General features: G+C 43.2%; 18 protein-coding genes. 13 read left to right on the forward strand and 5 right to left on the reverse strand.

Annotation, left to right across the window (positions count from 1 at the left end; translation table 11 throughout):
* Nucleotides 1–77: 77 nt before the first annotated feature.
* Genes dctM through L3V25_RS02750 form a run of 3 tightly spaced genes read right to left on the reverse strand, consistent with a single transcriptional unit; the run spans nucleotide 78 to nucleotide 3,047 of the window.
* Complete coding sequence (gene dctM / locus L3V25_RS02740) at nucleotides 78–1,361, reverse strand: C4-dicarboxylate TRAP transporter large permease protein DctM (RefSeq protein ID WP_237293965.1); 1,284 nt, start codon at nucleotides 1,359–1,361, stop codon at nucleotides 78–80.
* A complete protein-coding gene (locus tag L3V25_RS02745; RefSeq protein ID WP_237293966.1) occupies nucleotides 1,361–2,059 on the reverse strand; it encodes a TRAP transporter small permease in 699 nt (232 codons plus the stop codon). Before L3V25_RS02745 ends, dctM begins: the two co-directional genes overlap by 1 nt.
* Nucleotides 2,060–2,099: 40 nt before the next feature.
* Nucleotides 2,100–3,047 carry a TRAP transporter substrate-binding protein gene (locus tag L3V25_RS02750; protein WP_237294334.1) on the reverse strand — a complete coding sequence of 316 codons (948 nt, stop codon included), beginning with the start codon at nucleotides 3,045–3,047 and terminating at the stop codon, nucleotides 2,100–2,102.
* Nucleotides 3,048–3,406: 359 nt separating this feature from the next.
* Here L3V25_RS02750 and L3V25_RS02755 point away from each other — a divergent pair, with 359 nt between their 5' ends.
* The 8 genes from L3V25_RS02755 to L3V25_RS02790 all read left to right on the forward strand — a co-directional run bounded on the left by L3V25_RS02755 (nucleotide 3,407) and on the right by L3V25_RS02790 (nucleotide 13,400).
* Nucleotides 3,407–4,573 carry an efflux RND transporter periplasmic adaptor subunit gene (locus L3V25_RS02755; protein ID WP_237293967.1) on the forward strand — a complete coding sequence of 389 codons (1,167 nt, stop codon included), beginning with the start codon at nucleotides 3,407–3,409 and terminating at the stop codon, nucleotides 4,571–4,573.
* Nucleotides 4,574–4,575: 2 nt separating this feature from the next.
* Nucleotides 4,576–6,564 carry a MacB family efflux pump subunit gene (locus L3V25_RS02760; RefSeq protein ID WP_237293968.1) on the forward strand — a complete coding sequence of 663 codons (1,989 nt, stop codon included), beginning with the start codon at nucleotides 4,576–4,578 and terminating at the stop codon, nucleotides 6,562–6,564.
* On the forward strand, nucleotides 6,564–7,973 hold the full coding sequence (locus L3V25_RS02765; protein ID WP_237293969.1) for an efflux transporter outer membrane subunit: 1,410 nt from the start codon (nucleotides 6,564–6,566) through the stop codon (nucleotides 7,971–7,973). Before L3V25_RS02760 ends, L3V25_RS02765 begins: the two co-directional genes overlap by 1 nt.
* Before the next feature lie 21 nt (nucleotides 7,974–7,994).
* The gene (locus L3V25_RS02770; RefSeq protein ID WP_237293970.1) at nucleotides 7,995–9,047 is read left to right on the forward strand and encodes a Gfo/Idh/MocA family oxidoreductase; all 1,053 of its coding nucleotides are present in this window, start codon (nucleotides 7,995–7,997) and stop codon (nucleotides 9,045–9,047) included.
* 287 nt (nucleotides 9,048–9,334) lie between these two features.
* Complete coding sequence (locus L3V25_RS02775) at nucleotides 9,335–9,853, forward strand: Hcp family type VI secretion system effector (RefSeq protein WP_027694943.1); 519 nt, start codon at nucleotides 9,335–9,337, stop codon at nucleotides 9,851–9,853.
* Nucleotides 9,854–10,007: 154 nt separating this feature from the next.
* A complete protein-coding gene (tssI, locus tag L3V25_RS02780) occupies nucleotides 10,008–12,053 on the forward strand; it encodes a type VI secretion system tip protein TssI/VgrG (protein WP_237293971.1) in 2,046 nt (681 codons plus the stop codon).
* A 62-nt stretch (nucleotides 12,054–12,115) separates the two neighbouring features.
* Nucleotides 12,116–12,400, forward strand: coding sequence for a type VI secretion system PAAR protein (locus tag L3V25_RS02785; RefSeq protein WP_237293972.1), 285 nt, complete (start codon nucleotides 12,116–12,118; stop codon nucleotides 12,398–12,400).
* Nucleotides 12,384–13,400, forward strand: coding sequence for a hypothetical protein (locus L3V25_RS02790; protein ID WP_237293973.1), 1,017 nt, complete (start codon nucleotides 12,384–12,386; stop codon nucleotides 13,398–13,400). Before L3V25_RS02785 ends, L3V25_RS02790 begins: the two co-directional genes overlap by 17 nt.
* Nucleotides 13,401–13,474: 74 nt before the next feature.
* Here L3V25_RS02790 and L3V25_RS02795 read toward each other — a convergent pair whose 3' ends face one another.
* Both L3V25_RS02795 and L3V25_RS02800 read right to left on the reverse strand, forming a co-directional pair.
* Complete coding sequence (locus L3V25_RS02795) at nucleotides 13,475–15,418, reverse strand: diguanylate cyclase (protein WP_237293974.1); 1,944 nt, start codon at nucleotides 15,416–15,418, stop codon at nucleotides 13,475–13,477.
* Between the two features lie 250 nt (nucleotides 15,419–15,668).
* Entirely contained in the window at nucleotides 15,669–18,020 is a 2,352-nt protein-coding gene (locus L3V25_RS02800) for a glucose/quinate/shikimate family membrane-bound PQQ-dependent dehydrogenase (protein WP_237293975.1), read from the reverse strand.
* Nucleotides 18,021–18,254: 234 nt separating this feature from the next.
* Between L3V25_RS02800 and slyA the strand changes: the two genes are divergently transcribed.
* From slyA to astD, 5 genes are all read left to right on the forward strand, one after another.
* The gene (gene slyA, locus L3V25_RS02805; protein WP_237293976.1) at nucleotides 18,255–18,719 is read left to right on the forward strand and encodes a transcriptional regulator SlyA; all 465 of its coding nucleotides are present in this window, start codon (nucleotides 18,255–18,257) and stop codon (nucleotides 18,717–18,719) included.
* A 25-nt stretch (nucleotides 18,720–18,744) separates the two neighbouring features.
* A complete protein-coding gene (locus tag L3V25_RS02810) occupies nucleotides 18,745–19,803 on the forward strand; it encodes an HlyD family secretion protein (protein WP_237293977.1) in 1,059 nt (352 codons plus the stop codon).
* A 15-nt stretch (nucleotides 19,804–19,818) separates the two neighbouring features.
* Nucleotides 19,819–20,847, forward strand: a complete 1,029-nt coding sequence (locus tag L3V25_RS02815) for a DUF2955 domain-containing protein (protein ID WP_237294335.1) — start codon at nucleotides 19,819–19,821, stop codon at nucleotides 20,845–20,847.
* A gap of 433 nt (nucleotides 20,848–21,280) precedes the next feature.
* Nucleotides 21,281–22,330: an arginine N-succinyltransferase gene (gene astA, locus L3V25_RS02820; RefSeq protein ID WP_237293978.1), complete on the forward strand. Its 1,050-nt coding sequence runs from the start codon at nucleotides 21,281–21,283 to the stop codon at nucleotides 22,328–22,330.
* Nucleotides 22,330–23,802 carry a succinylglutamate-semialdehyde dehydrogenase gene (gene astD, locus L3V25_RS02825; RefSeq protein ID WP_237293979.1) on the forward strand — a complete coding sequence of 491 codons (1,473 nt, stop codon included), beginning with the start codon at nucleotides 22,330–22,332 and terminating at the stop codon, nucleotides 23,800–23,802. Before astA ends, astD begins: the two co-directional genes overlap by 1 nt.
* The last annotated feature ends 8 nt before the right edge of the window (nucleotides 23,803–23,810 follow it).

The following is a 23,810-nucleotide window of genomic DNA, read 5'->3' on the forward strand; positions in this document are numbered from 1 at the left end:
TATTATAGAAAATGCCTAGCTTACGTTACATTAAACGGGCCAGTAATCAGTATTACTGGCCCGATTTTTCTACATCATTAAGGCATCCCCAACGCCTCCGGTAACCACAACGACACCGCTGGTATATAGGTAATAATCATCAAGAATACCAACAAGATCATCAGCCACGGTAGGGCGGCTCGGATGGTGGCGCTGAGTGGCATTCCGGTTACTGCCGAGGTGACAAACAAGTTCAAGCCGACGGGGGGCGTGATTAAGCCGATTTCCATATTCACTACCATGATGATGCCGAAGTGAATAGGGTCGATGCCTAGTTCAATTGCAATGGGGAACAAGATGGGGGCGAGGATTAAGATTATCGCCGACGGCTCCATAAAATTACCTGCCAACAGTAGAATAATGTTAACCAGTAATAAGAACATCCAAGGTGATAAACCTAAGGTAATAATCCACGCTGCAATGGTTTGAGGGATTTGTTCGGTGGTTAATACAAACGCAAACAACATGGCATTGGCGATGATAAACATCAACATTACGGTGAGTTTGGCCGCTTCCAATAACACGTTCGGGCATTGCTTGATGGTAATGTCTTTATAAACAAATAACGCGATAAACCCTGCGTACACCGCAGCAACGGCGGCCGCTTCGGTTGGGGTGAACATGCCGCTGTAAATCCCACCTAGAATGATCACCATTAGTAGCAAACCCCATGAGGCTTTACGTCCGCTGGCAAGCCATTCTCTTAAGGTTGCTCTTGGCATGGCGGGTAGGTTTTTTTTACGCGCAATAATGTAGATGGCGGTCATTAAACCTAGTCCGAGTAGTGTGCCGGGGATGACGCCTGCCATAAACAGTTTACCAACCGAACTTTCCGTCGCCGCGGCGTAGACAACCATGACAATCGAAGGCGGAATCAAAATGCCTAGCGTACCTGCGTTACACACTATCCCCGCGCCAAACTCTTTCGGGTAGCCTGAGCGCACCATGCCGGCAATCGCTATTGAGCCTACTGCGGCAACGGTTGCCGGTGAAGAACCAGAAAGGGCAGCAAACAACATACATGCCATAACCGCCGCAATTGCAAGGCCACCACGAATATGCCCAACGCTGGAATTAGCAAAATCGATCAGCCTTTTTGCTACACCACCGCTTGTCATAAATGCGCCAGAAAGTAAGAAAAAAGGAATCGCGAGTAGGGTGTAGTGTTCTGAGGTTTCAAATAGCTTGATCACCAAAGACCGGATTGAATCTTGGCTGAAAAATAAGATGCTCAGTGCGCCAGATAACCCTAAGGAAATAGCAATCGGCACACCAATAAACATTAATAGGAATAAGCTAAAAAACAGAAAAAGAATCGTCATTATGGTTTGTCCTTATTCTGTTGTGTTTGTTTTGTCTGCTCGTTTGGTTGCTGTTCATCCGGCATCATGGCCATTGCGTGTTTCATGGCGTCTTTGGTTTCATCGGCAATGCCTAGCCCGAGTTGTAAGCCGCGCAGAATACGAATGAAGATTTCAAAAAAGCGGATCCACAGTAGAGTAAAGCCCACCGGTACCACTGCGCCGATATACCAAACTTTAATGCCGATTTTTTCCAGATCTTCGGCATAAATATCGGCATGAAATAAAGTGCTCACCCAGTCATAGCTGGCGTAAGTCATCATTCCCGCATAGGTTAAACAAGCTAGACACGCGATAATGCCGACTACTTTTTGTTTGCGAGTAGAGAGTAGGTTAACTACCACATCGACCCCAATATGCCCGCCAATTCTCACGCCGTAAGACATACCGATGAAAATCAACCAACCAAATAAGGCTTTGGTTAATGCGGTACTCCATGTCATTTCTTGAGCGAAGCCGATAAAGAAATCGCCTATCGACAAAAAGGCATCGCTGGTGGTTGACCACTCACGATCGTAAAACCAGTCAGATAAGTCGTAGAAAGGGGTGTAGAGGTTATTTAAAACCACATACACAAAGGTTACTAAGGTCATGGCGGCTAAGAGGAAGGCAACGAGGCCCTCCTCTAACTTTGACCATAAATGATAAACAGCATTCATTGGTTGGCCTTTTATTGAAATGAATCAAAGGTAGAAATGATTAATTACCAACAGCTAATGCCGCTTCGATTACATCCGAACCAATATCTTCTTCAAATTTATCCCAAACCGGTTTCATTGCTTTGACCCATTCAGCACGTTCTTCTGGTTTTAATTGAATGATTTCAGAGGTACCCGCATCGACAATCGCTTGCTTAGCGGTTTGGTTTAATGCGCCAGCTTCTGAGTTTACGTGCTCGGTGACTTCATCCAAAATGCTGGATAATTGCCCGCGAATATCATCCGGTAGTCCATTCCAAAATTCGGTATTGGTGATCAACATGTAGTCCAATACACCGTGGTTGGATTCGGTGATGTAGTCTTGAACCTCGTTGAATTTTTGCGAGTAGATGTTCGACCAAGGGTTTTCCGCACCGTTAACAACACCGGTTTGTAAGCCTTGGTACACTTCGGCAAAACTCATTTTTCTTGGGTTAGCGCGAACCGCTTTAAATTGTTCATCCAATACATCCGATGCTTGCACGCGGAATTTCAGACCACGCGCATCACGCGGCACATGTAGAGGCTTGTTGGCAGAAAGCTGTTTCATGCCGTTGTGCCAGTAACCTAGGCCAGTAATGTTGTGACCTTCCATGGATTTGAGTAGTGATTTACCGGTTTCGCTTTGTTGGAATTTGTCGACCGCGCTAATGTCTTGGAATAAGAAAGGTAGATCGTAAACTTGCAGTTTCTTGGTGTATTGACCGAACTTGGCGAGAGAAGGAGCGATAAACTGAACATCACCAAGTAGTAGGGCTTCCATTTCTTTACCATCACCATACAGCGATGAGTTTGGATAAACTTGTACTTCAACTTTGCCCTCTAGGCGTTCTTCTACCAGCTTTTTAAACAGTAATGCGCCTTGGCCTTTAGGTGTACTGTCAGCCACTACGTGTGAAAATTTGATCACAATAGGGTCGGCAGCATTAGCAGAAAAAGCGAACATCATAGATGTAGAAATAAGTGAAGCCGCACAGAGAAATGTCCGGCTGACTTTAGCTTTACGTATTAAGGAAAACATAATTAACCCTCTTCCATTTGGAGTAATTGTTATGTGTGGTGTTATTAATAATTTAGCTATTAAAGCCTAATCCGTTATTTCAAAAGTGCTTATTCGACCTTTGGCTAACTGGTCGTTTAAGTCGATGATTTATGTTTGAAGTGAGGGAATGGTCACGTTTGCAGCTTGAATTGTTGGCCATTCCCACCCCTTTACCGACTTTTACTTTTCTTTACACCCCTTGCTCTATGCTGATTGAGAAAGAATCGGTATAACTTAGTTATGTCTTCTTTATATTCCTTTTGCTGATGAAAATTAAAACACGCTGGATTCTTATTGTTGCTATTCCTCTGATTGGAGCGGCAGGTTGGTTCTATTTTGGTAAGTCTGAGCCTGCGCCAATGTATGCTACTGAAAAAGTACAACGCGGTGATATTGAAAATACCGTGTTAGCCAATGGTATGTTGCAAGCGGCTAAGTTGGTGAATGTCGGTGCGCAGGTTTCGGGGCAAATTCAAAATTTGGCGGTGTCACTGGGTGATGAGATTAAAGAAGGGGATTTGATTGCTCAGATTGATAGCCTGACTCAGCAAAATAATCTTAAAGAAGCACAAGCCTCTTTAGATAGTCTGAATGCGCAATATCGAGCCAAGCAAGCGCAAATCAAACAAGCGCAATATGAATATAAACGCCAGAAGGGCATGTTAGCGGCCGAAGCCAGTTCGCGCGCCGATTACGAAAGCGCCGAAGCGACATTGGCGATCTACCAAGCTGATTTAGCTCAGTTAACCGCTGAAATAGAGAAAGCCAAAATTAATGTCGATAGTGCCGAAGTCGATCTAGGCTACACCACTATTAGTGCGCCGATGAATGGCACGGTTGTGTATACCTCGGTTGAAACAGGCCAGACAGTTAACGCCAATCAAACCACTCCTACCATTATTGAGCTGGCTCAGCTTGATACCATGACCATTAAAGCGCAAATCTCTGAAGCGGATGTGATTCACGTTCAGCCGGGTCAAACCGCTTATTTCAGCATTTTGGGTCAGCCGAATAAAAAATACCAAGGTACATTACGCGCGATTGAACCGGGGCCGACCATTATGACTGGCGATGATAGCCAATTAGCGGTGACAGATTCCGATGCGATTTATTACAACGCGCTATTTGATGTGAAAAACCCGAAAGGGGTGTTACGTATTGGGATGACAGCGCAGGTGTCGATCATTCTTAATGAATCTAAAGATGCGTTATTAGTCCCCGCTCAAGTGCTGAAAAAAGCGAAAGGCAAAGATAACTTTATGGTGCCCGTTTTAGAGAATAATGAAGTGGTTCGTAAGCCTGTCACTGTGGGTATTAACAATAAAGTGAATGCAGAAATATTATCCGGCCTTGAAGAAGGTGATGAAGTGATTGTCGGTATGCCATCTGCTACGACTGGCACCAAAGGTCGTAAACCACCGATGAGATTTTAACCATGACTCAAGCATTGTTAAAAATTGAAAACTTGTCGCGCAGTTTCGTAAGTGGTGAAGAATCATTAACAGTACTCAAACAAGTTAACCTTGAGATCCAACAAGGTGAGATGGTAGCCATTGTCGGTGCATCGGGCTCTGGTAAATCGACGTTAATGAATATTCTAGGTTGTTTAGATCAGCCAACAGAAGGTCAGTATTGGATCAATGGTCAAGACACTTCGACCATGGATTCAGATCAACTTGCCGAGCTTCGACGTGAATATTTTGGCTTTATTTTTCAGCGTTATCATTTGCTAAGTGATTTAACGGCCACCGGTAATGTTGAAGTGCCAGCCGTTTATGCAGGAGTGCCTCATGTACAACGTAGTGAGCGTGCAGAACAGTTATTAACGCGCTTAGGGCTCGGCGATCGTTTAACCCATAAGCCAAGCCAGTTAAGTGGTGGTCAACAACAGCGCGTGAGTGTGGCGCGTGCTTTGATGAATGGTGGTGATGTGATTTTGGCTGATGAACCCACGGGGGCATTGGATAGCCAAAGCGGTAAAGACATGATGGCGTTGCTAAAAGAGCTTCATCAAATGGGGCATACCATTATTTTGGTTACCCACGATATGGATGTGGCTCACTTTGCTGATCGCATTATCGAAATCAAAGACGGAGAGATCATCGCTGACACGGTAAATGTTAGCCAAGATCTTAATGTTCAAGAGTCGGAATCTCAAAAGAAAGCCTCTCAAGATGTCAACCATCCGAGTCTAAATTCGCGAGGAAATTCAGCGTCACATTGGTGGCATTGGGATAGCTTAATTGATGCTCTCAAAATGGCGTTATTGGCGATGACTAGCCATAAAATGCGTACCTTTTTAACCATGCTAGGCATTATTATTGGTATTGCCTCTGTTGTCTCGGTTGTAGCCCTTGGTAATGGTACGCAAAAACAAATCCTATCGAATATTGCTTCAATGGGAACCAATACCATAGATATTCGACCGGGAACGGGCTTTGGTGACCGTCGCTCTGGCCGAGTCAGAACACTAACCGGCAGTGATGCTGAAGCTTTGGCGCATTTATCTTATGTCGATAGTGTGACGCCTTCACTCAATAAAAACCTCACCATTCGTTATGACAATGAAGCGATCACTGCCACTGTTGAAGGGGTTGGCCCAGATTTTTTTCGTGTTAAAGGCTATGAATTGGCGCATGGACAATTTTGGGGAGATGACAGCATTGACTCTTTAGCGCAAGAAGCGGTGATTGATGATAATACCCGTAAAGAGTTATTTCCCAATACCAATGCGGTTGGCAAAGTGATTTTCTTAGGACGTTTACCGGTTCGAATCGTTGGCGTTACTGAAGCGAAAGAAAGTGCCTTTGGAAATAGTGATAGTTTAAAAGTGTGGGTGCCTTATACCACTATGTCTGGCCGTATGATGGGGCAACGTTATTTGAATAGTATTACGGTACGAATTGATGAAGATGCCCCAAGCACCGCAGCGGAACAGGGCATTATTGATTTGCTAAAAATGCGTCACGGTACGGAAGATTTCTTCACGATTAATACTGATACCATTCGCCAGAATATTGAGAAAACCACCGCGACAATGACGCTACTTATTTCTGCGATTGCAGTGATTTCATTGGTAGTCGGCGGCATTGGCGTAATGAACATTATGTTGGTGTCGGTGACTGAACGAACCAAAGAAATTGGCGTACGTATGGCGGTCGGTGCAAGGCAAATTGATATCTTGCGTCAGTTCTTAATTGAAGCGGTGTTAGTGTGTTTATGCGGTGGTATTGCCGGGATCGGATTAGCGTTTGGCTTTGGTAGCTTGTTAAGCTCTTTCGGCGGCGGCTTCCAAATGATTTACTCCGTTACTTCCATTGTTTCAGCCTTTGTGTGTTCTACTTTAATTGGCATTGTGTTTGGCTTTTTACCGGCCAGAAATGCTGCCAAGCTTGACCCTGTCGATGCGTTATCTCGAGATTAATGATGATGAATAGAAAAATAATTAGCCTAGTGTTAAGCGCGATCGTCTTGAGTGGTTGCGGAACATTAACTCGAACCGACTACCAAGCGCCGCCAGTTCAAGTACCGGAAGCGTGGCAGCAAAAGCACTTAGCGCAAGATGTGAAAGTTGATCCGTGGTGGTACGCGTTTAATGATCCCATCCTCAATCAGTTTATTGATCAAGCGCTGATCACCAATAATGATTTAACGCTTGCCACCTTCACGGTGAAAAAAGCTCGCCTACAAATGGGCTTAGCCGATGATGATTTGTATCCGCAATTAAGCTCAACTACTTCTGCTGGAGTTTCAAAACCGTTAGATGGCGGCGATTCAACCGACAATTACAGCACCAATTTATCAGTCAGTTATGAGTTAGATTTATGGGGTAAGATTTCTGCCGATACCGACCAAGCTAAATGGGCGGCAATGGCAAGCCTTGAAGATCGCGAAAGTACCGCGCAAAGTTTGGTAGCAACTACCGCGTCACTCTATTGGCAAATCGGCTATTTAAAGCAGCGTATTGCATTAAGCGAAACCGATGTGGCCGATGCGCAAAAAACCTTAGATTTGATCACTCGTCAATATCAATTAGGTGCAGTGACTAAGCTTGATGTATTGGAAGCCAAGCGTAGTCTCGCCAGTTTGCAAGCGCAGCAAAGTCAGTTCAATCAACAACTAGTAGAGGCGAACAATGCCTTTGCGATTTTGTTCAATCAACCGCCGCTTGATATGACGAAAACCGTCAAGCAACTACCGGATATTACCTTGCCAGAAGTGTCATCAGGCGTGCCGGCGGATTTATTGATCAGAAGGCCGGATGTTAAAGCCGCAATTTATGAGATTAAATCTAGCCTCGCCAGTAAAGATTCTGTCGATTTGGAATATCTACCAACCTTAACGCTAACTGGCGCTTTAGGTGGCTCATCACAAGAATTAAAAGAATTGCTATCCAACCCGATTGGTAGTCTAGGTGCCGATTTAACCCTGCCATTTTTGCAGTGGAATGATATGAAAAACAACCAGGATATTGCTGATGTAGATTATCAATCTTCAATAGTCAGTTATCGCCAGGTATTGTATTCAGCGTTTCAGGATGTAGAGAATGCGCTATCCGCTCGTGAGCAGTTAAGTTATCAACAAGATCGCTTGCAAGAACAATACGATGCCGCAGAGCAAGCTGAAAAGATCTATATTTCACGTTACAAATATGGCTCAATCACCATCATGGATTTACTCGATTCTCAGGAAAATACCCGAGATGCTAAAGCGTCTTTATTAGAGAATCGTTATAATCAATTTGTCGCTCAAGTCGCCTTGTATCAAGCACTCGGTGGGCAAGATGTCGCACCGAATATAGATGCTTATCAAGATGATGATTCAAATATTTAAAAGCAGTTTAGAGAGGGAAGCATGAAATTAGGTTTTATTGGCTATGGAAAAAGTACTAATCGTTACCATATGCCATTTATCGAGGCTTCTGGTCAATTTGAGATTGTGGGTTTTTATACACGAGGCTCTAAATCATTTGAGATGCCATACAAAACCAAAACTGAGCCGCAACGCTTTGATGATATTGAACAATTATTAAAAAGCGATGTAGAAGCGATCAGTGTGACAACACCACCAAGCACTCATTACCAATTTGCGAAACAATGCATTTTGGCTGGTAAGCATGTGATTGTTGAAAAGCCATTTTGCAATACGCTAGCGGAAGCCAAAGAGCTTTATCAATTAGCAGAACAACATAAAGTTAAAATCACGCCGTATCAAAATCGTCGTTATGACAGTGATTTCCTGACGATTAAGCAGATTTTACAACATCAAGATCTTGGTAAGGTGATGGAGATAGAATCGAACCATACTCATTACCGACCAGATGGTGCGGATAACCGAGGTGATAAATATGCTGGCAGTGTATATGGCCACGCGGTGCATTTTATCGACCAAATTGTCAGCCTTTACGGTGAGCCAGACAGCATTATTTATGATGTCTGTAACCAGAAGAATTTCTACATTGGTGAAGGCTTGAGCTATTCGGATACGGTGCCAGAAGACTACTATGATATTAAGCTGATTTACGGCAACTTACGCATTCGTGTACGCCATTCTCAGTTAATCGTTAAGCATCCGCCACGCTGGATTATTAATGGTACAGAAGCAACGGTAGAGAAATACGATATTGACCAACAAGAGCGTGATTTAAAACAAGGGATCTTTTTAGATTCAGCAACTTTTGGTCATGATACGCCGGAAGGTTTATGCAAAATCCACTTTAAAGATCGAGTCGAAGAAGTGCCGGCAGACTACCAACACTACACCCAATTTTATAATGACTTTAAAGATTGGGTTGAAGGGAAACGACTAAATCCACCGGTTGAAAAAAATGAAGCGCTGGTGGTTATGCATGTTTTAGAAACGATTGCCAATAAAGCGGAATACGTGCCTTTAAACCTACAAGATTAAGTTAAATACCTTTATTATTTTAGGTACATTCCACTAACACAAAACCGCCAATAGATTATTTATTGGCGGTTTTTTTGTTGCTTTGGTAGTGGTTGCTTGGGTATATGACTAGGCAACTTTTTACGTAGTAGTACGCAAAAAGTTGCCTGGCTTTCTTTTTTGTTTAAATTTAACCTGTTGATTTTATTGTACATATAAAGTGGCATACTAATTGCTAATACCGTTGATGTTACTCGAGGAAAATATTTGACCTCATTAATTAACTACAACGTAAAAGGATATTAGTAATGCCAACTCCATGTTATTTATCAATCAAAGGCGCGACTCAAGGCAACATCACTGCTGGCGCATGTACTGCTGATTCTATTGGTGATTCTTACGTAGAAGGCCATGAAGATGAGATGCTGGTTCAACATGTTGACCACACTGTCACGATTCCAACCGATCCACAATCAGGTCAACCTTCAGGCCAACGTGTTCACAAACCCTTCAAATTTACGGTTGCCTTAAACAAAGCCGTTCCGCTTATGTACAACGCATTAACGTCTGGCGAAAAGCTCGATGAAGTAGAGCTGAAATGGTACCGCACGTCTATCGAAGGTAAGCAAGAGAACTTCTTTACCAGCAAACTTGAAGGCGCAACCATCATTGATATCAACTGTGAAATGCCACATTGCCAGGATCCAGCAATGAAAGACTTCACACAAAACATTACGGTATCAATGTCTTACCGCAAAATCACTTGGGACCACAATAATGCAGGTACTTCAGGTGGTGATGATTGGCGTAAGCCTATTGAAGCATAATTGCTTAGATAACCAAACATTTAGCTTGGCAGCTTTCTGCCAAGCTTTTTCTGTTTATTTACCGTCTCAATATTTACCTGTTTGCTTTGGGTGTGACTCGATTGTTCGCGAACAAAGCAAACCGGTAAAGCGTTAAACATTAAAAGGATAGGGCATGGCTACGCTGCAATTTAGTATTCGCGTCGATGGCGTCAGTGACGAATCGTTAGTGGTGAGAAGCTATCAAGGACAAGATAACTTTTCTTCGGTTCAACAAACTGATGATACGTGGTGTCATGGTTTTCGTTATCAAATTGAGCTTGCCAGTCGCCGTCCCGATTTAACCGCTTTAGACATGGTCGATAAAAGCGCCGAGCTTGTAATGCATCGCGATGGCGAAATAGTGCAACGCATCAACGGCATTGTTCGCAATTTTACTCAAGGCGAAACCGGTCATCACCACACCTTTTATTCCCTAACCCTAGTACCTGAAATTGAGCGTTTATCCTTGCGTCATAACAGCTGTATTTTCCAATCCATTTCTGCGCCGGATATCATCGCCACCTTATTTAAAGAGATGGATATTCAAAACTTTGCCTTTGCGCTAACTCGCACGCCAAAACAGCGTGAGTTTTGCATGCAATATCGTGAAACAGACCTTGAGTTCATAAACCGTCTCGCCGCCGAAGAAGGCATGGTCTATCACATCGAGCAGTCTAAAGGTAAACACAGCGTACTGTTCACCGATGATTCTCAAGTCATTAGCTCGCTAGACTCTCCTGTCCCTTATAACGTCATGGCAAGCGGTATCAGCTCAACGCCATATATAAAAGAATTCAGCACGACCACTCAGTTTGAAGTCAGTGAAACGCACAGCAGTGATAGTAGCTTTAAAAAACCGCAGTACAGCTTTAGCCAACAAGCGGTCGCGAGTGGCATAGACTACCAGCGTGACACTTATCAACACTTTGACGCGCCGGGGCGTTTTAAAGATGACGCAATTGGTAAAGAGTTCAACCAACTGCGTCTAGATAGCCTGCGCCGATATGCTCACACCGCCAAAGGCAAAAGTAATGAGCCACAGCTACAAACCGGCGCGAAGTTCAAATTAAGCGAACACACCGATGACAGCTTTAATAAAAAGTGGCTAGTGATTGCGAGTACTCATCAAGGCGAGCAACCGCAAGCGTTAGAAGAATCCGCAGGCGGTAAACCCACGACTTACGCCAATCAATTTGAAGCGATACCCGCGGAGAAAACATGGCGTATGCCGCAAATGACTCGGCCACAAATCGATGGCCCAATGACCGCTTACGTTGTCGGCCCAAAAGGTGAAGAAATCTTCTGCGATGAATATGGTCGGGTAAAACTGCATTTTCCGTGGGATAGATATTCCAACGGTGATGAGCATAGTTCATGTTGGGTGCAAGTTTCTCAAGGCTGGGCGGGTAGTCAATACGGACAAATCGCCATTCCACGCATCGGCCATGAAGTGATTGTCTCATTCTTAAACGGCGACCCAGACCAACCGATTGTGACAGGTCGCGCCTTTAACGCCCAAAACCTACCGCCTTACACACTACCCGATAACAAAACCAAAACCGTATGGCGCAGTGAATCTCACCAGGGTGAAGGTTTTAACGAAATCAGCTTTGAAGACCAATCTGGCTCGGAGCAAATCTATGTTCATGCGCAGAAAGACTTTAAATCCGAAACGCTTAACGACCACATCACCGATGTGAACAATGACCAACATTTAACGGTTGAAAATGACCAATTCACTCAGATCAAAAACAATCACAATTTGACGGTAGAAGGTGAAAGCGCAACTTATGTAAAAGGTGATTTGTCTCAAGAGGTTGTAGGATCGATACAACAAAAAGTCGGCTCCATTCATGTTATGGAAGCGGGAAAAGAAGTGAGCTTAACCAGTGGTGGTAAGCTAGTTGTTGAGGCTGGATCAGAGGTGACTTTAAAAGTCGGTGGCAGCTTTGTAAAAGTGGATGCAGCAGGCGTTCATTTAGTTGGCGCAAGCGTGAATATCAACTCTGGAGGTAGTGCAGGCTTTGCTTCGAAATACAGCGCTCAATCAGCCATGCTTCCTAAAGGCATTGAACCGGTTGCTCCTCCGCAGCCACCACTCCCAATTGCAGCAAGATCTTTTATAGCCGCGGAAACCGCAGGTGTGAGTACGGTGAAGCCGTGTCCGTTGGCGAAATAATCATTGTTCAATACCTCGCTGAGGTGTGCGATAAATCAGCTATCTAATTAAAGGGAAATAATATGCCAAATGCAGCGTTAATCGGAGATTTAGGCTCTGATCATGATGGTTTTCCTGCGACCCCAATTATTGCAGGATCACCAACCGTCAAAATTGATGGTAAAGCGGTGGCGAGACAAGGGGACCCACTTGCACCACACGATAAACCTAAAAACCCAACACATCCTAGGATGATAAAAGGCGGTTCTTCTACTGTTATGATTGATGGGAAACCTGCCGCGAGAGTTGGGGATGCTGTCGATTGTGGTGGCGTTATTATTGGAGGTTCAAGTGTTAATATCGGTTAGATTAGGTGCCAGCATTCTACTTTCAATCTTGTGCTCTTTCGGTGTGGTTGCTCAGCAGCCATTCGATATTGATCAACTGACACCAAAGGCGGCGTTTGAAAAAGGTGAGTTACTGAGAGCTCAGTTTAAAGATAAAGAAGCAAGAGGCTATCTACAATATGCAGCAGAAGAGGGGAATGTGAATGCCCAGTATTTGTATGCCATTAGTTTATTAACTTATCACCCATCATCACGCTATCAACCTGTGGCGGTTCAATATTTACTAGAAGCAGCCCAAAGTGGTAATCGATCTGCAATGTTTGAGCTTTATAACCAACCAGAGTTATTGAGTCGTGCTGAACAGGCTGAATGGAAACAAGGTTATTTAGAATCGTTATTAGAGTTGGCAAAAACCGAACCGAGTGATGCTGATTTTTATCTTTATCAATTTTATAACCAAGACCATGGTGATGAAGAAAAAGCCGAAGAATATTTTGAACAAGCTTTAAAGGCTGAACAACCATTAGCTATGTATGAACAAGCGCTTAATTTGCAAAAAGGTGAGGGCTTTTATTTCTTTCAATCGAATCGTTTTGAAGAGATGAATGAGTGGTTAATCAAAGCGGCGAATAAAGGCTACATTCCTGCCTATAGACAGTTGATCAAAAATTATGAGCTTGATGGTGATTATAAAACCGCTTATCAATGGCGAGTGAAATTATTACAACAAGGTGATTTATTGTCTCTAGCATCGATGGGAAATATCCTATTAGGACATTCTGCTGAAGGTTATGATGAGTTTATTGATGAAAGGTTAGGCTTAGAGTATCTCAGCTTATATTTAAGCTTTGCAGGGCAAGATCGTATGGGTTCGACGTATGATAAAGCAAAAAATAACTATGACCGAGCATTTGAAAAGTTAACGGAAGCGGAACGTAAACAGCATGAAACTCTGACTCTTTCTCAGTTAGATAGCGTGAAGTTTGTTTATGTGGACCGTTATTTTTTCAATAAATTTTGAGTGATTGATAGACCTTAATGCCGTTGTACCCATTCAGATTGTTGACACCTGAATGGGTACAATGGTTTTTTGTTTTATTGGTGCAAAGCAACTTGATTTCTACCTGCAATCTTTGCTTGATACAGCGCGGTATCGGCTTGATGCATGAGCTGGTCAATGTCACTTGTATCGGCCCGCTGATGGCAACAGCCAATTGAAACGGTGATGGAAATACTCGTGTTATCGTTGATTTTGATAGTGAGTTCTTCAATAACTTGACGTAATTTTTCAGCTTTATCGACGGTTGCTTGCGGTGAGTCTAAGTGGCATAAAATGGCAAACTCTTCTCCGCCCATTCTTGCGAAAATGTCCCCTTCCTCAGTATGTTCTTGTATAGCTTGAGTAAAACTTTGCAGTACAAGATCACCTGTTTTATGGCCATACGTGTCATTAATATTTTTAAAGTAATCAATATCAAACATTAATGCAGATAGCATGTGGGCTTCTGATGTATGGGGTGGGAAAAAGTTTTCCGCTTGTTCGAAAAAGTAACGGCGATTATGAATGCCGGTAAGAGAATCAGTATTAGCAATTTTCTCCAGTCTCTTTTCCAGTTTCACGCGGTCAGAAATATTAAATACGGTGGTTCTTGCGACGACCAAGCGATTGCGATCTTTAATACCACTTGCGGATAAAGACACGTGGAAACTACGGCCATCTTTGCAGATTAACTCTAAAGTGACGCCTTCTACTTGCTCTTTAGTATTCAAATCTTCAATCAAGTGATTAAACAGTAATTTACTGTCATCAGATAAGAAATCACTGAAATGCTGGTTTAACAACTCTAGTTTTTTATAGCCAAGCCATTGAGATAGTGTGTTATTGACTCGCTTGATATAACCCTGCTTATCAAGCGTATTATAGCCACATGGGGCATTTTCATAGAGATCGGTTAGCTCTAAATTTGCTCTTTTATTGTACTCACGTTGATAACGTTTTTGTTCGTATAAGTTAATTAATAAATATAAAAGTACCGATATAAGAATCAAAGCACTGACAATCAACCCCACTCCTAAAGGTTGATAAAAGAAGGATGATTTATGTATTAAGTCATTCGGAATGAATAATATGAGTTTCCAATGGGTGTTATTGATGGATTCTGGGGTTATTGTTAATCGTTTAACCGCAGGGAAGAAATGAATATCTTCAAAATCAAATGGTTCGATGGATTGGAAACGAAATAATCCCGCATCAGTATGGAGTGAGCCTGAACTGTGGTTTTGAATTTGTTGCCACGCTTGCGGATGTTTGGTTTTTATGTTTTTTTCTAATTGATTGAGGTCTCGTCCCCATTCTAATTGAGGATTGTAATGGTTTAACCAAAAACCTTGGTTATCAGCGAGCATCGCATGGCTAGTAATATCGCTTTTAGAACGGTTGCTAAAACTGTTGAGAAAGTCTTGTGCGAGGTAGTTGATCATTAATATGCCAACTTTATTTCCGCTATCATCAAGTACTGGGCTAGCAAACCTTAAAATAGGTTTATAAGGCTTTTCTAATTTGCCTTTGTATAAGCTGAGTTCCATTTTAGATATGTAGGCTTCATTAGGTTGGAGCGTCTGAACTGCTTTGAAATAATGTGCATTCGACAAATCTTGTAAATCATTAGAAGCAATACTTTGTTCAAATTTTGAGTTGTATAAAGTCTTGGCCAGTTCTTGGCCATTTAGGCTTATTAGCCTGATCTGATCATGGCTTTGGAAGGTATTAGAAAGATTGATGAATAAAGCTTCAACTTGCTGGCGGTTCTCCTCTCGTTCAGCTTCTGTTGTCGACATAAAGTAGTGTGACAGAACTTTTGATTTTGAGGTCATTTGCAAGATCATCATCTGCTGCTGAATTTCTTTTTGCAGCAACTGTGAGGTAGTTGTGATGAAACTACTCTCTCCACGTAGTATCTGTTCTTCTAGCTTATGAGTGTAATTTTGATATAGGAAGTAGCCAGCAAGTGCCGTAATGAAAAGTAAGCAGGGCCACATCCAGGCGAACCGCCGCCAGATCTTTTTTGGAGTTTGCTTGGGGTCGAGTGGCTTATAAAGCAGTGTAAATGAATGTTCCTGCACGGTTGATTACTTCCTTTAATCATAGAGACAGTACAAATGTACCTGATTTTTTAATTAGTTCTAGTTTATTGAATGAGTTCTAAAGCCTGAAGTTGCATCGTATAGATAAAAATTAAGCAACCCCAAGGCTGCTTAATAGTTAGTTTACTAGGGGGTGCAGTCAAACTTAATTTGCTAATTTATAAGCAAGCACATAATCCCCCGGTTTTGTTCCGATTGAGCCGTGTCCACCCGCAACAATCACGACCATTTGTTCACCTTTACTATTTAGGTAAGTCATTGGTGTTGCTTGTCCACCCGCAGGGAGTCGGCCTTTCCATAGTTCTTCACCAGATGTGAGATCGTAGGCTCGAAGGTAATTATCAACCGATGCGCCTAAGAACGCGACGCCACCACCAGTAATGATTGGTCCGCCAATTCCCGGTACGCCCATTTTGATTGGAAGCGGTAGCGGGGTCATATCATAGATGGTTCCATTTTTGTGCTGCCATGCGGTTTTGCCTGTTACCAAATTTGCACCGGCAACATAGCCCCACGGTGGCTGCTGACAAGGTACACCTAGTGGAGATAAGAATGGTTTTAGTTCTACGGCATACGGTGCTCCATGGTTAGCATTAACGCCATGTTCACCTGTATTGCTGCCTTCTTCTGAGAAACCAGCCGCTTTTTTATCGACTACGGTAGAAACGAAAGCGAGGTTAAGTGGCATACCAAACATTACTTGACGCTTAGGGTCTACTGCAATGCCGCCCCAGTTGAATACCCCAAAGTTACCTGGGTAAACAATGGTACCTTGTTCTGATGGTGGCGTGTAACGACCTTCATAACGCAATGATTTGAATTGAATTCGACAAATCATCTGGTCAATTAAGGTGGCGCCCCACATGTTTGACTCGGTCAATGCGGGTGGATTAAAACTAAGCGCTGAAACAGGTTGAGTCTTCGATGTGAAATCACCTTCCATTGCACCTTGTGGAGCAGGTCTTTCAGTGATTGGTTGAATCGGTTCACCAGTGGCTCGGTTTAATACATACACATCACCTTGCTTGGTTGGAACTACCAAACCAGGCTGTACACCATCTTTAGTGTTGAGGTCGATTAAGCTTGGTTGGGCAGGGGTATCCATATCCCATAAGTCATGGTGAACAAATTGTTGTACCCATTTGGCTTGTCCGGTTTTGGCATCCAGTGCAACCACAGAGCTTGAATATTTTTCTTCATTCTCATTGCGATACATGCCGAGTTGATCCGGAGTACGGTTCCCCATTGGGAAATAAATTAAGCCAAGCTTTTCATCGGCACTGGCGACCGACCAACTATTTGGTGAGCTGACTGAATACGTTTCACCTTCACCAATTGGTGCAGTGTCATCTGGGTTGGCGGAATCCCAGTTCCAAATTAGCTTACCGGTTTTATCATCGTATGCGCGGATCACTCCAGATGGTGAGTTGATGTCATAGTTATCATTGACTGCGCCCGCAACTACGACCACACCGTTAGTCACTATAGGAGGGGAGGTTGAGTAGTAATAGCCATCTTGTTTATATGGCATGTTCGCCATGAGATCGAGTACGCCATCTTTCGCAAAGTTACTACAACGAGCACCAGTTTTAGGGTCGATGGCAATCAATCGTGCATCTGAGGTTGGTAAGAATAACTGGGCATCACATTGAGTACTTGGTAGATCCTGAGTACTCATATTTGGTTCTTGTGCCGCTATCGTCATACTTTCCGATGGATCTTCTGCTGGTAGGTAAGACACGCCGCGACAGGTTTGATGTTGACGCTGACTTTCAGCAGGTACTTTGGCATCAAAAATCCATTGTTTCTTGCCCGTATCGGCATCTAATGCGACAAGCCAGTTATGCGGCGTACAGAGATAAAGCGTATTACCCACTTTAAGTGGCGTCGCTTGATAAGTGGTCTCACCTATGTCATTGGGGCCTTTTACATCTCCAGTTTGGATTTGCCATGCAGGTTCAAGTTGAGCAACGTTGTCGGGAGTGATTTGTTCTAGAGGAGAATAGCGCTGTCCATAATTACTGCGGCCATAGCTTGTCCACGCATCATCGCTTATCCCGCCCATGTCTGGATTGGAACTTACAATCTCAGTGGATAAATTGCCTTCAATATCGTGTGTGGTGTTAAAAATTGAACCTAGAGTAATCACACTACTGACAGCCCAAATAACCAAAAGAGAAAGTGTTGAAGGGCGGTTTGCTTTCTTAAATGTGACCAATAATGGAATCGCCAGTAATAATGGTAAACCCATGCGCGTAGCTAAGGGCCACCAATCAATCCCCGATTCTAATAGCGCCCATAAGGTAGTGAATAGTAGAAAAATTGCGTAAATATAGTGAGAAGCCGTGCGCTTTTGTTGCCAAACACACACGCCAGAAGCAAGCAATGCAAGCCCTGCGAATAAATAATAGAAACTGCCACCTAATGACACCAGCCATACACCACCAATTGCAAGGCATAGACCAATCAAGATGAACAGCAGCGAGAAAAACTTCATAGAAACTCCCTGTATAGATAAAGATCACAATATAAAAACAACTCAATACAAAGTGTAACAAAGTGTGAGATATGTCAATAAATCAAGCCTTATAATTTAAATGCTTGTTAATAGCTTGTTTGTTTTATTTGTGTTGCCTGTTTACTTTGCTTGCTAACTATTTATAATATCAATCCTTAAATAGTTAGCCTGCTAACTAAATTGGCTGCTTTTATCTTACTAGGTATGGATGCTATGAATTCTTCTGAAACACAACATCTTCAAAACTTACCTCTTGCAGAGCGATTAGGTCGTTTAACTCGTTTATGGCGAATGGTTGCTGATGCTGAATTAAGTCCTCTAGGCCTGACTCACCCTAGGTGGAGTGCTTTATGGAAGTTGCGTCAACTCGGTGATTGCATTAGTCAAAAATGTTTAGCCGAAGGGTTAGAAATAGAACTGGCCTCATTGATGCGAACGCTTAACCAATTAGAGCAACAGCAACTGATTATTCGTAAGACGTGCCCAAATGATAAGCGAGCCCGTTTAGTCTGTTTGACTAAGGAAGGGGAAACCATCTTGAAGCAGATGGAGACTAGAATTTTCGATGTCCGTAAAAAAGTATTATCAGGGTTATCAGAGCAGCAATTGCAAGAATTTGAATTTGTGGTTGAGCATATAAGCCGTAATGCGTTAGAGCAGCTAAAAGTCCGAGAGTAAAATATTTAACAAATTAGAGAGAGTTATGTCCCCAGATCAACAATTTGCACGACTTGTGCGTATCGCCATGTTTGGCTTTGCCTTCATATTCATTTATTTCTTAGTTGCCGATTTAAAAATGCCAGTGACCACTGAGTCTATGGCGACGAGATCGATTATCAAAGTTGCCCCTCAAGTCAGTGGGCGCATAGAGAATGTACATGTCCATAATAATCAGACAGTAAAAAAAGGTGATGTGCTATTTGAAATCGATGCTTCGCCTTTTCAGTTGGCAGTCGATGAAGCGCGCTTATCACTAGAGCAAGCCAAACAAAATAACCAAGAATTAGATGCAGCACTTGAGGCAGCGAAAGCGAATGTTCATGCCGCAGAAAGCATTAGTGAGCAGAGAAACCGCGAAGCGAACCGCATGGTGAATTTATTGAAAAATCACGGTGTGTCGCAGCAAGAACGAGATCAGGCGGTTAGTAGTGCACGCTCGGCACGCGCTAATTTGCTTGCAGCAAGAGCTGAGCTTGAAAAAATCAAAGTCAGCCGTGGACTTGGTGGTGAAGATAATTTAAGTATTCGTCAGGCTCAAAATCACCTAAAACAAGCGGAATTAAATCTTTCTTATACCCGAGTAACAGCGGAGAAAGATGGCCTAGTCACTAACTTACATTTACAGGAAGGCAGTTTTAAAAGTGCCGGTAGTCCTGCATTAGCTTTGGTGTCACAGAATGTGGATGTCATTGCCGATTTCCGTGAAAAGAACATTGCCTACACCCATCAAGGTGACCATGCGGTTGTGGCTTTTGATGGCCGTCCGGGGCAGTTATTTGATGCCATAGTGGAAAGCATTGATGCTGGGGTAAGTTCAGGTCAGTTTGATGCGAATGGTCAGTTAGCCACTCCGACGTCTTCAGACCGCTGGGTGCGAGATGCACAGCGTTTACGTTTGCATTTGAAACTGGTAAATCCATTGGACTTTCCCGCTGCCGCAGGGGCTCGTTCCACGGTTCAATTGATTCCTGATAATGGTTTCTTTGCTTTATTAGCTAAGGCACAAATCAAATTCATTAGTTTATTGCACTACATTTACTAAGGGCGGGTGAGTATGTTGTTACTTCGCCACCATCCATTAAACGCCAATGATGTTAGGCAGTGTTTGCGTATCGCCACGGGCGCAACATTAGGTTTTTTGATCTGTAAAATATTCGGTTGGCAAAACGGGGTGTTTTATACCGTTACGCCGATCTTATTATTAGGTCTGATTCCGCAAGTTAATATGCATGTGGTGCGTCAGGTTTTGGCTTCTGCTTGTGTTTCAGCCGTTGAAGTTGGATTGATCGCAGGCATGCTTGGTGATCGCCCAGCCATGATGACGCTGATGGCTTTTTTGATGTTTCTTTACCGCTTTATGGCAATGAGCAAAGGTAGCTTATTTTTATTTGGCGCGACCGGGGTCATCAACCTAAGTATCATGCTGCACTTTGCTAGTTTTCCGAGCACTAATATCGAGGTACTGATTTCAGATAATATTGTTTCGTCTTGTACCTCATTAATGATTGCCTATTTAATGATGTATTTGTGGCCTGATGTCGAACCTAGAGCTGCAAGACCTGCGGTTGAGAAAAATGCTAATCGCATGCGTCATGAAGCCTTACTAGGATCCATCATGGCAACCTTGTCCTTTATTGTTTTTCAGGTACTCGATTTACAAGATTCAATGTCAGCTCAGGCGACCAGCTTATTGCTGTTGTTCCCGATGAATTGGGATGGAATGTTAGGTTATGCGCGCAAGCGGGCGATAGGCACTATTCTTGGTGTGACTTTTGGTATCGCAGTGCAAGTAATTTTATATGATTGGTCAAACATGCTGATCTTCGTGGTGCCACTTCTTTGGATTGGTTTGATGATTTTTAGCCAGGCTCATGTCAAAGAGGCGAGTGGATCTGGTGCCGGTTTTGGCGCAATGACCACTCTAGGGATCTTATTTGGCCAGTATTTAAGCCCTAATGGTGATTTGATATTTAGCGCTTTATATCGAATGAGTAGTATCGGCGTGGCGATTGTGATCACTTTAATGGTGTGCTTTTTCCTGCATAAGTTTTTAAATCGTTTTGAAGCGACACGCTTTGGTGCATAGCATGGTGTAACTTGCCTTGTTTATCGGGCTTTGTTTGCTTTATTTTTCGCAAAGTGATGCTCAATATAAGGCAAGCTTTCTACTAGGCTTGGCTTTAAATCCCATCAAACGAAATCTTATTCATTTATTGTAAATTAATATCTACTTTACCTTTCTGCATTCGTGCTTTCTCTCTTTAATTCCTAAAAATATAAAGTTTTGATCTGTGTTTTCGATCATGTTTTGCTAGTTCTTCTGTTTATAAAAGATGTTATAAATATGTTTAAAATTCTGCAAATAAGGATTTTGTAGATAGTATATTTTGTATTTTGATTCTTTATGCGACATTTGTGACTAATTAAGCGTTCGAGCGTAGAGAGACTAAAAGTAGGAATGACAACCAATAGAATAATTGTATTTTTAAATGGAATTTTGGCAGTAAAAGGATATTAATATGATGATAATTCGACCGGTCAGATTGGAAGACCGAGCCGCAATTGTAGAGCTTGCCAGTAAAACGGGAGTTGGTTTTACTTCACTCCCACAAAATGAAGAGCGAGTAGAGCAACGAATTGAACGCATGCTTAACACCTGGCATCAACACGCTCAGCTTGAAGAGCAAGGCTACCTGTTTGTTCTAGAAGATACCGAATTGAACAAGGTCGTGGGGGTGAGTGGCATTGAAGTGGCCATTGGCCTAGATGAACCTTGGTATAACTACCGAGTAGGCACGACGGTACATGCCTCTAAAAAGTTGGGTGTTTATCGAAGCATGCCAACGCTTTTCCTCAGTAATGACCACACCGGTTACAGTGAACTGTGTACACTTTTCTTAGATCCTGACTATCGTCATAGCCAAAACGGCTATCTATTATCTAAAGCTCGCTTTCTGTTTATGGCGAGTTTCCAAGACCGTTTTTCCGACAAATTAATCGCTGAAATGCGTGGCTATTCTGATGAGGAAGGACGCTCACCATTTTGGGAAAGCCTAGGTCGTCATTTTTTCAGTATGGATTTTGCCGAAGCCGATCATTTATCTGGCATGGGTAAAAAAGCCTTTATTGCAGAACTTATGCCGAAACACCCGATGTACGTTGAGTTCTTAACCCAAGAAGCGAAAGAGGTCATTGGCAAAGTCCATCCTCAAACTGAACCAGCAGCCGCTATATTAAATAGTGAAGGGATGAAATATGAAGGTTGTGTCGATATCTTCGATGCGGGCCCAACCTTAGAAGCGAGAATTGAAGATATTCGAGCAGTCAGAGACAGTGAGCTGTGGCCAGTTTCTATTCAATCTCCTTCTATTGAATCTCCCGCGATATCGCAAGATAGCCCCGTTTACTTACTCGCCAATCAAGATTTCTTAAATTACCGAGCGGTATTAGGCCAAGTGTCATTTGAAGACCAAGCTATTTGTATTCCCCCTCATGCCGCCGAAGCATTAGGCGTAAAAGCGGGCGATGTGATCCGCGCTGTCACTTTATTTCCAAAGGAGAATTCGTAATGTCTCATCCAAATCTATTCATTAATGGCCAGTGGTGTAATGCAACAGGTCAGTCATTTGATAAAACCAATCCTGCGAATAATACGGTGATTTGGCAAGGTCAAGAAGCGACAGCCGAGGATGTAGATAAGGCGATTAATGCCGCGCGAACCGCTTTCCCTAGTTGGGCGAGAACGCCACTTGAGAAGCGTATTGAGTTATTAGAAACCTTTTCTCAATTACTGGCTGAAAACAAACAACATTTGGCAGAAGTGATCTCACAAGAAACCGGCAAGCCATATTGGGAAACCTTAACTGAAGTCGGCGCGATGGTCGGCAAAGTAGCCATTTCACTGAAAGCCTACCATGAAAGAACCGGTGAAAAATCGACGGATATGCCAGACGGACAAGCAGTACTACGCCATCGTCCACATGGTGTACTCGCGGTATTTGGTCCTTATAACTTTCCGGGGCATTTACCCAATGGACACATTGTTCCTGCGTTATTGGCTGGCAATACCATTGTGTTTAAGCCTAGTGAATTGACGCCTTGGACGGCCGAAGAAGCCCTAAAACTGTGGGTAAAAGCGGGCTTGCCTGATGGTGTCATTAACCTGGTACAAGGCGGTAGAACGACTGGCGAAGCTCTAGCCTCACATAGCGGTACTGACGGATTATTGTTTACTGGTAGTGCAAATACCGGCTATCACTTACATCGCCAATTGGCCGGTCAACCAGAGAAAGTGTTAGCACTCGAAATGGGTGGTAACAATGCGCTGATTGTTGAAGACATTGAAGATATGGATGCCGCGGTGCATTTAACGATTCAATCGGCCTTTATTTCAGCGGGTCAACGTTGTACCTGTGCACGTCGCTTACTGGTGAAAGAAGGCGCGCAAGGGGATGCCTTTATTAAGCGCTTAGTTGAAGTAAGTAAAGACATTGGCGTTGGTGAGTGGAATGCTGATCCTGCGCCGTTTATGGGTAGTGTGATTTCTCTGCACGCGGCGAAACAATTACTCGCGGCTCAACAAGATCTACTAGATAAAGGTGCCACCTCGCTACTAGAAATGACGCAAGTGGATGACCAAGCGGCGTTGTTGACTCCGGGGATCATGGAAATTACCGGTGTTGAGGGTATTGCTGATGAAGAGCACTTCGGCCCACTACTGACGATTATTCGTTATCAAGATTTTGACCAAGCGCTGCAAATTGCCAATAACACACGCTACGGTTTATCGATGGGATTAATTTCACCAAACCGAGATCATTACGAGCAATTATTGATTGAATCGCGGGCTGGTATTGTCAATTGGAACAAGCCGTTAACTGGCGCTTCAAGTGCTGCGCCATTTGGTGGCACGGGAGCATCGGGAAATCATCGTCCTAGTGCTTATTATGCAGCGGATTATTGTGCGTGGCCAATGGCATCACTTGAAAGTGACAGCATTGCGTTACCTGAGCAATTATCTCCCGGCTTAAGGTTTGAGTAAGGATGTCG

The sequence above is a fragment of the Vibrio sp. CK2-1 genome (genome assembly GCF_021726515.1).
Taxonomy (GTDB): Bacteria; Pseudomonadota; Gammaproteobacteria; order Enterobacterales; family Vibrionaceae; genus Vibrio.

Bases quoted from the DNA above. Each gene is read 5' to 3' on its own strand.
- astD (WP_237293979.1), top strand. From the start codon at position 22,330: ATGTCTCATCCAAATCTATTCATTAATGGCCAGTGGTGTAATGCAACA.
- L3V25_RS02800 (WP_237293975.1), bottom strand. From the start codon at position 18,020: ATGAAGTTTTTCTCGCTGCTGTTCATCTTGATTGGTCTATGCCTTGCA.
- L3V25_RS02785 (WP_237293972.1), top strand. From the start codon at position 12,116: ATGCCAAATGCAGCGTTAATCGGAGATTTAGGCTCTGATCATGATGGT.
- L3V25_RS02760 (WP_237293968.1), top strand. From the start codon at position 4,576: ATGACTCAAGCATTGTTAAAAATTGAAAACTTGTCGCGCAGTTTCGTA.
- L3V25_RS02770 (WP_237293970.1), top strand. From the start codon at position 7,995: ATGAAATTAGGTTTTATTGGCTATGGAAAAAGTACTAATCGTTACCAT.
- L3V25_RS02745 (WP_237293966.1), bottom strand. From the start codon at position 2,059: ATGAATGCTGTTTATCATTTATGGTCAAAGTTAGAGGAGGGCCTCGTT.
- L3V25_RS02795 (WP_237293974.1), bottom strand. From the start codon at position 15,418: ATGTGGCCCTGCTTACTTTTCATTACGGCACTTGCTGGCTACTTCCTA.
- dctM (WP_237293965.1), bottom strand. From the start codon at position 1,361: ATGACGATTCTTTTTCTGTTTTTTAGCTTATTCCTATTAATGTTTATT.
- astA (WP_237293978.1), top strand. From the start codon at position 21,281: ATGATGATAATTCGACCGGTCAGATTGGAAGACCGAGCCGCAATTGTA.
- L3V25_RS02755 (WP_237293967.1), top strand. From the start codon at position 3,407: ATGAAAATTAAAACACGCTGGATTCTTATTGTTGCTATTCCTCTGATT.
- L3V25_RS02775 (WP_027694943.1), top strand. From the start codon at position 9,335: ATGCCAACTCCATGTTATTTATCAATCAAAGGCGCGACTCAAGGCAAC.
- L3V25_RS02765 (WP_237293969.1), top strand. From the start codon at position 6,564: ATGATGATGAATAGAAAAATAATTAGCCTAGTGTTAAGCGCGATCGTC.
- tssI (WP_237293971.1), top strand. From the start codon at position 10,008: ATGGCTACGCTGCAATTTAGTATTCGCGTCGATGGCGTCAGTGACGAA.
- slyA (WP_237293976.1), top strand. From the start codon at position 18,255: ATGAATTCTTCTGAAACACAACATCTTCAAAACTTACCTCTTGCAGAG.
- L3V25_RS02750 (WP_237294334.1), bottom strand. From the start codon at position 3,047: ATGATGTTCGCTTTTTCTGCTAATGCTGCCGACCCTATTGTGATCAAA.
- L3V25_RS02810 (WP_237293977.1), top strand. From the start codon at position 18,745: ATGTCCCCAGATCAACAATTTGCACGACTTGTGCGTATCGCCATGTTT.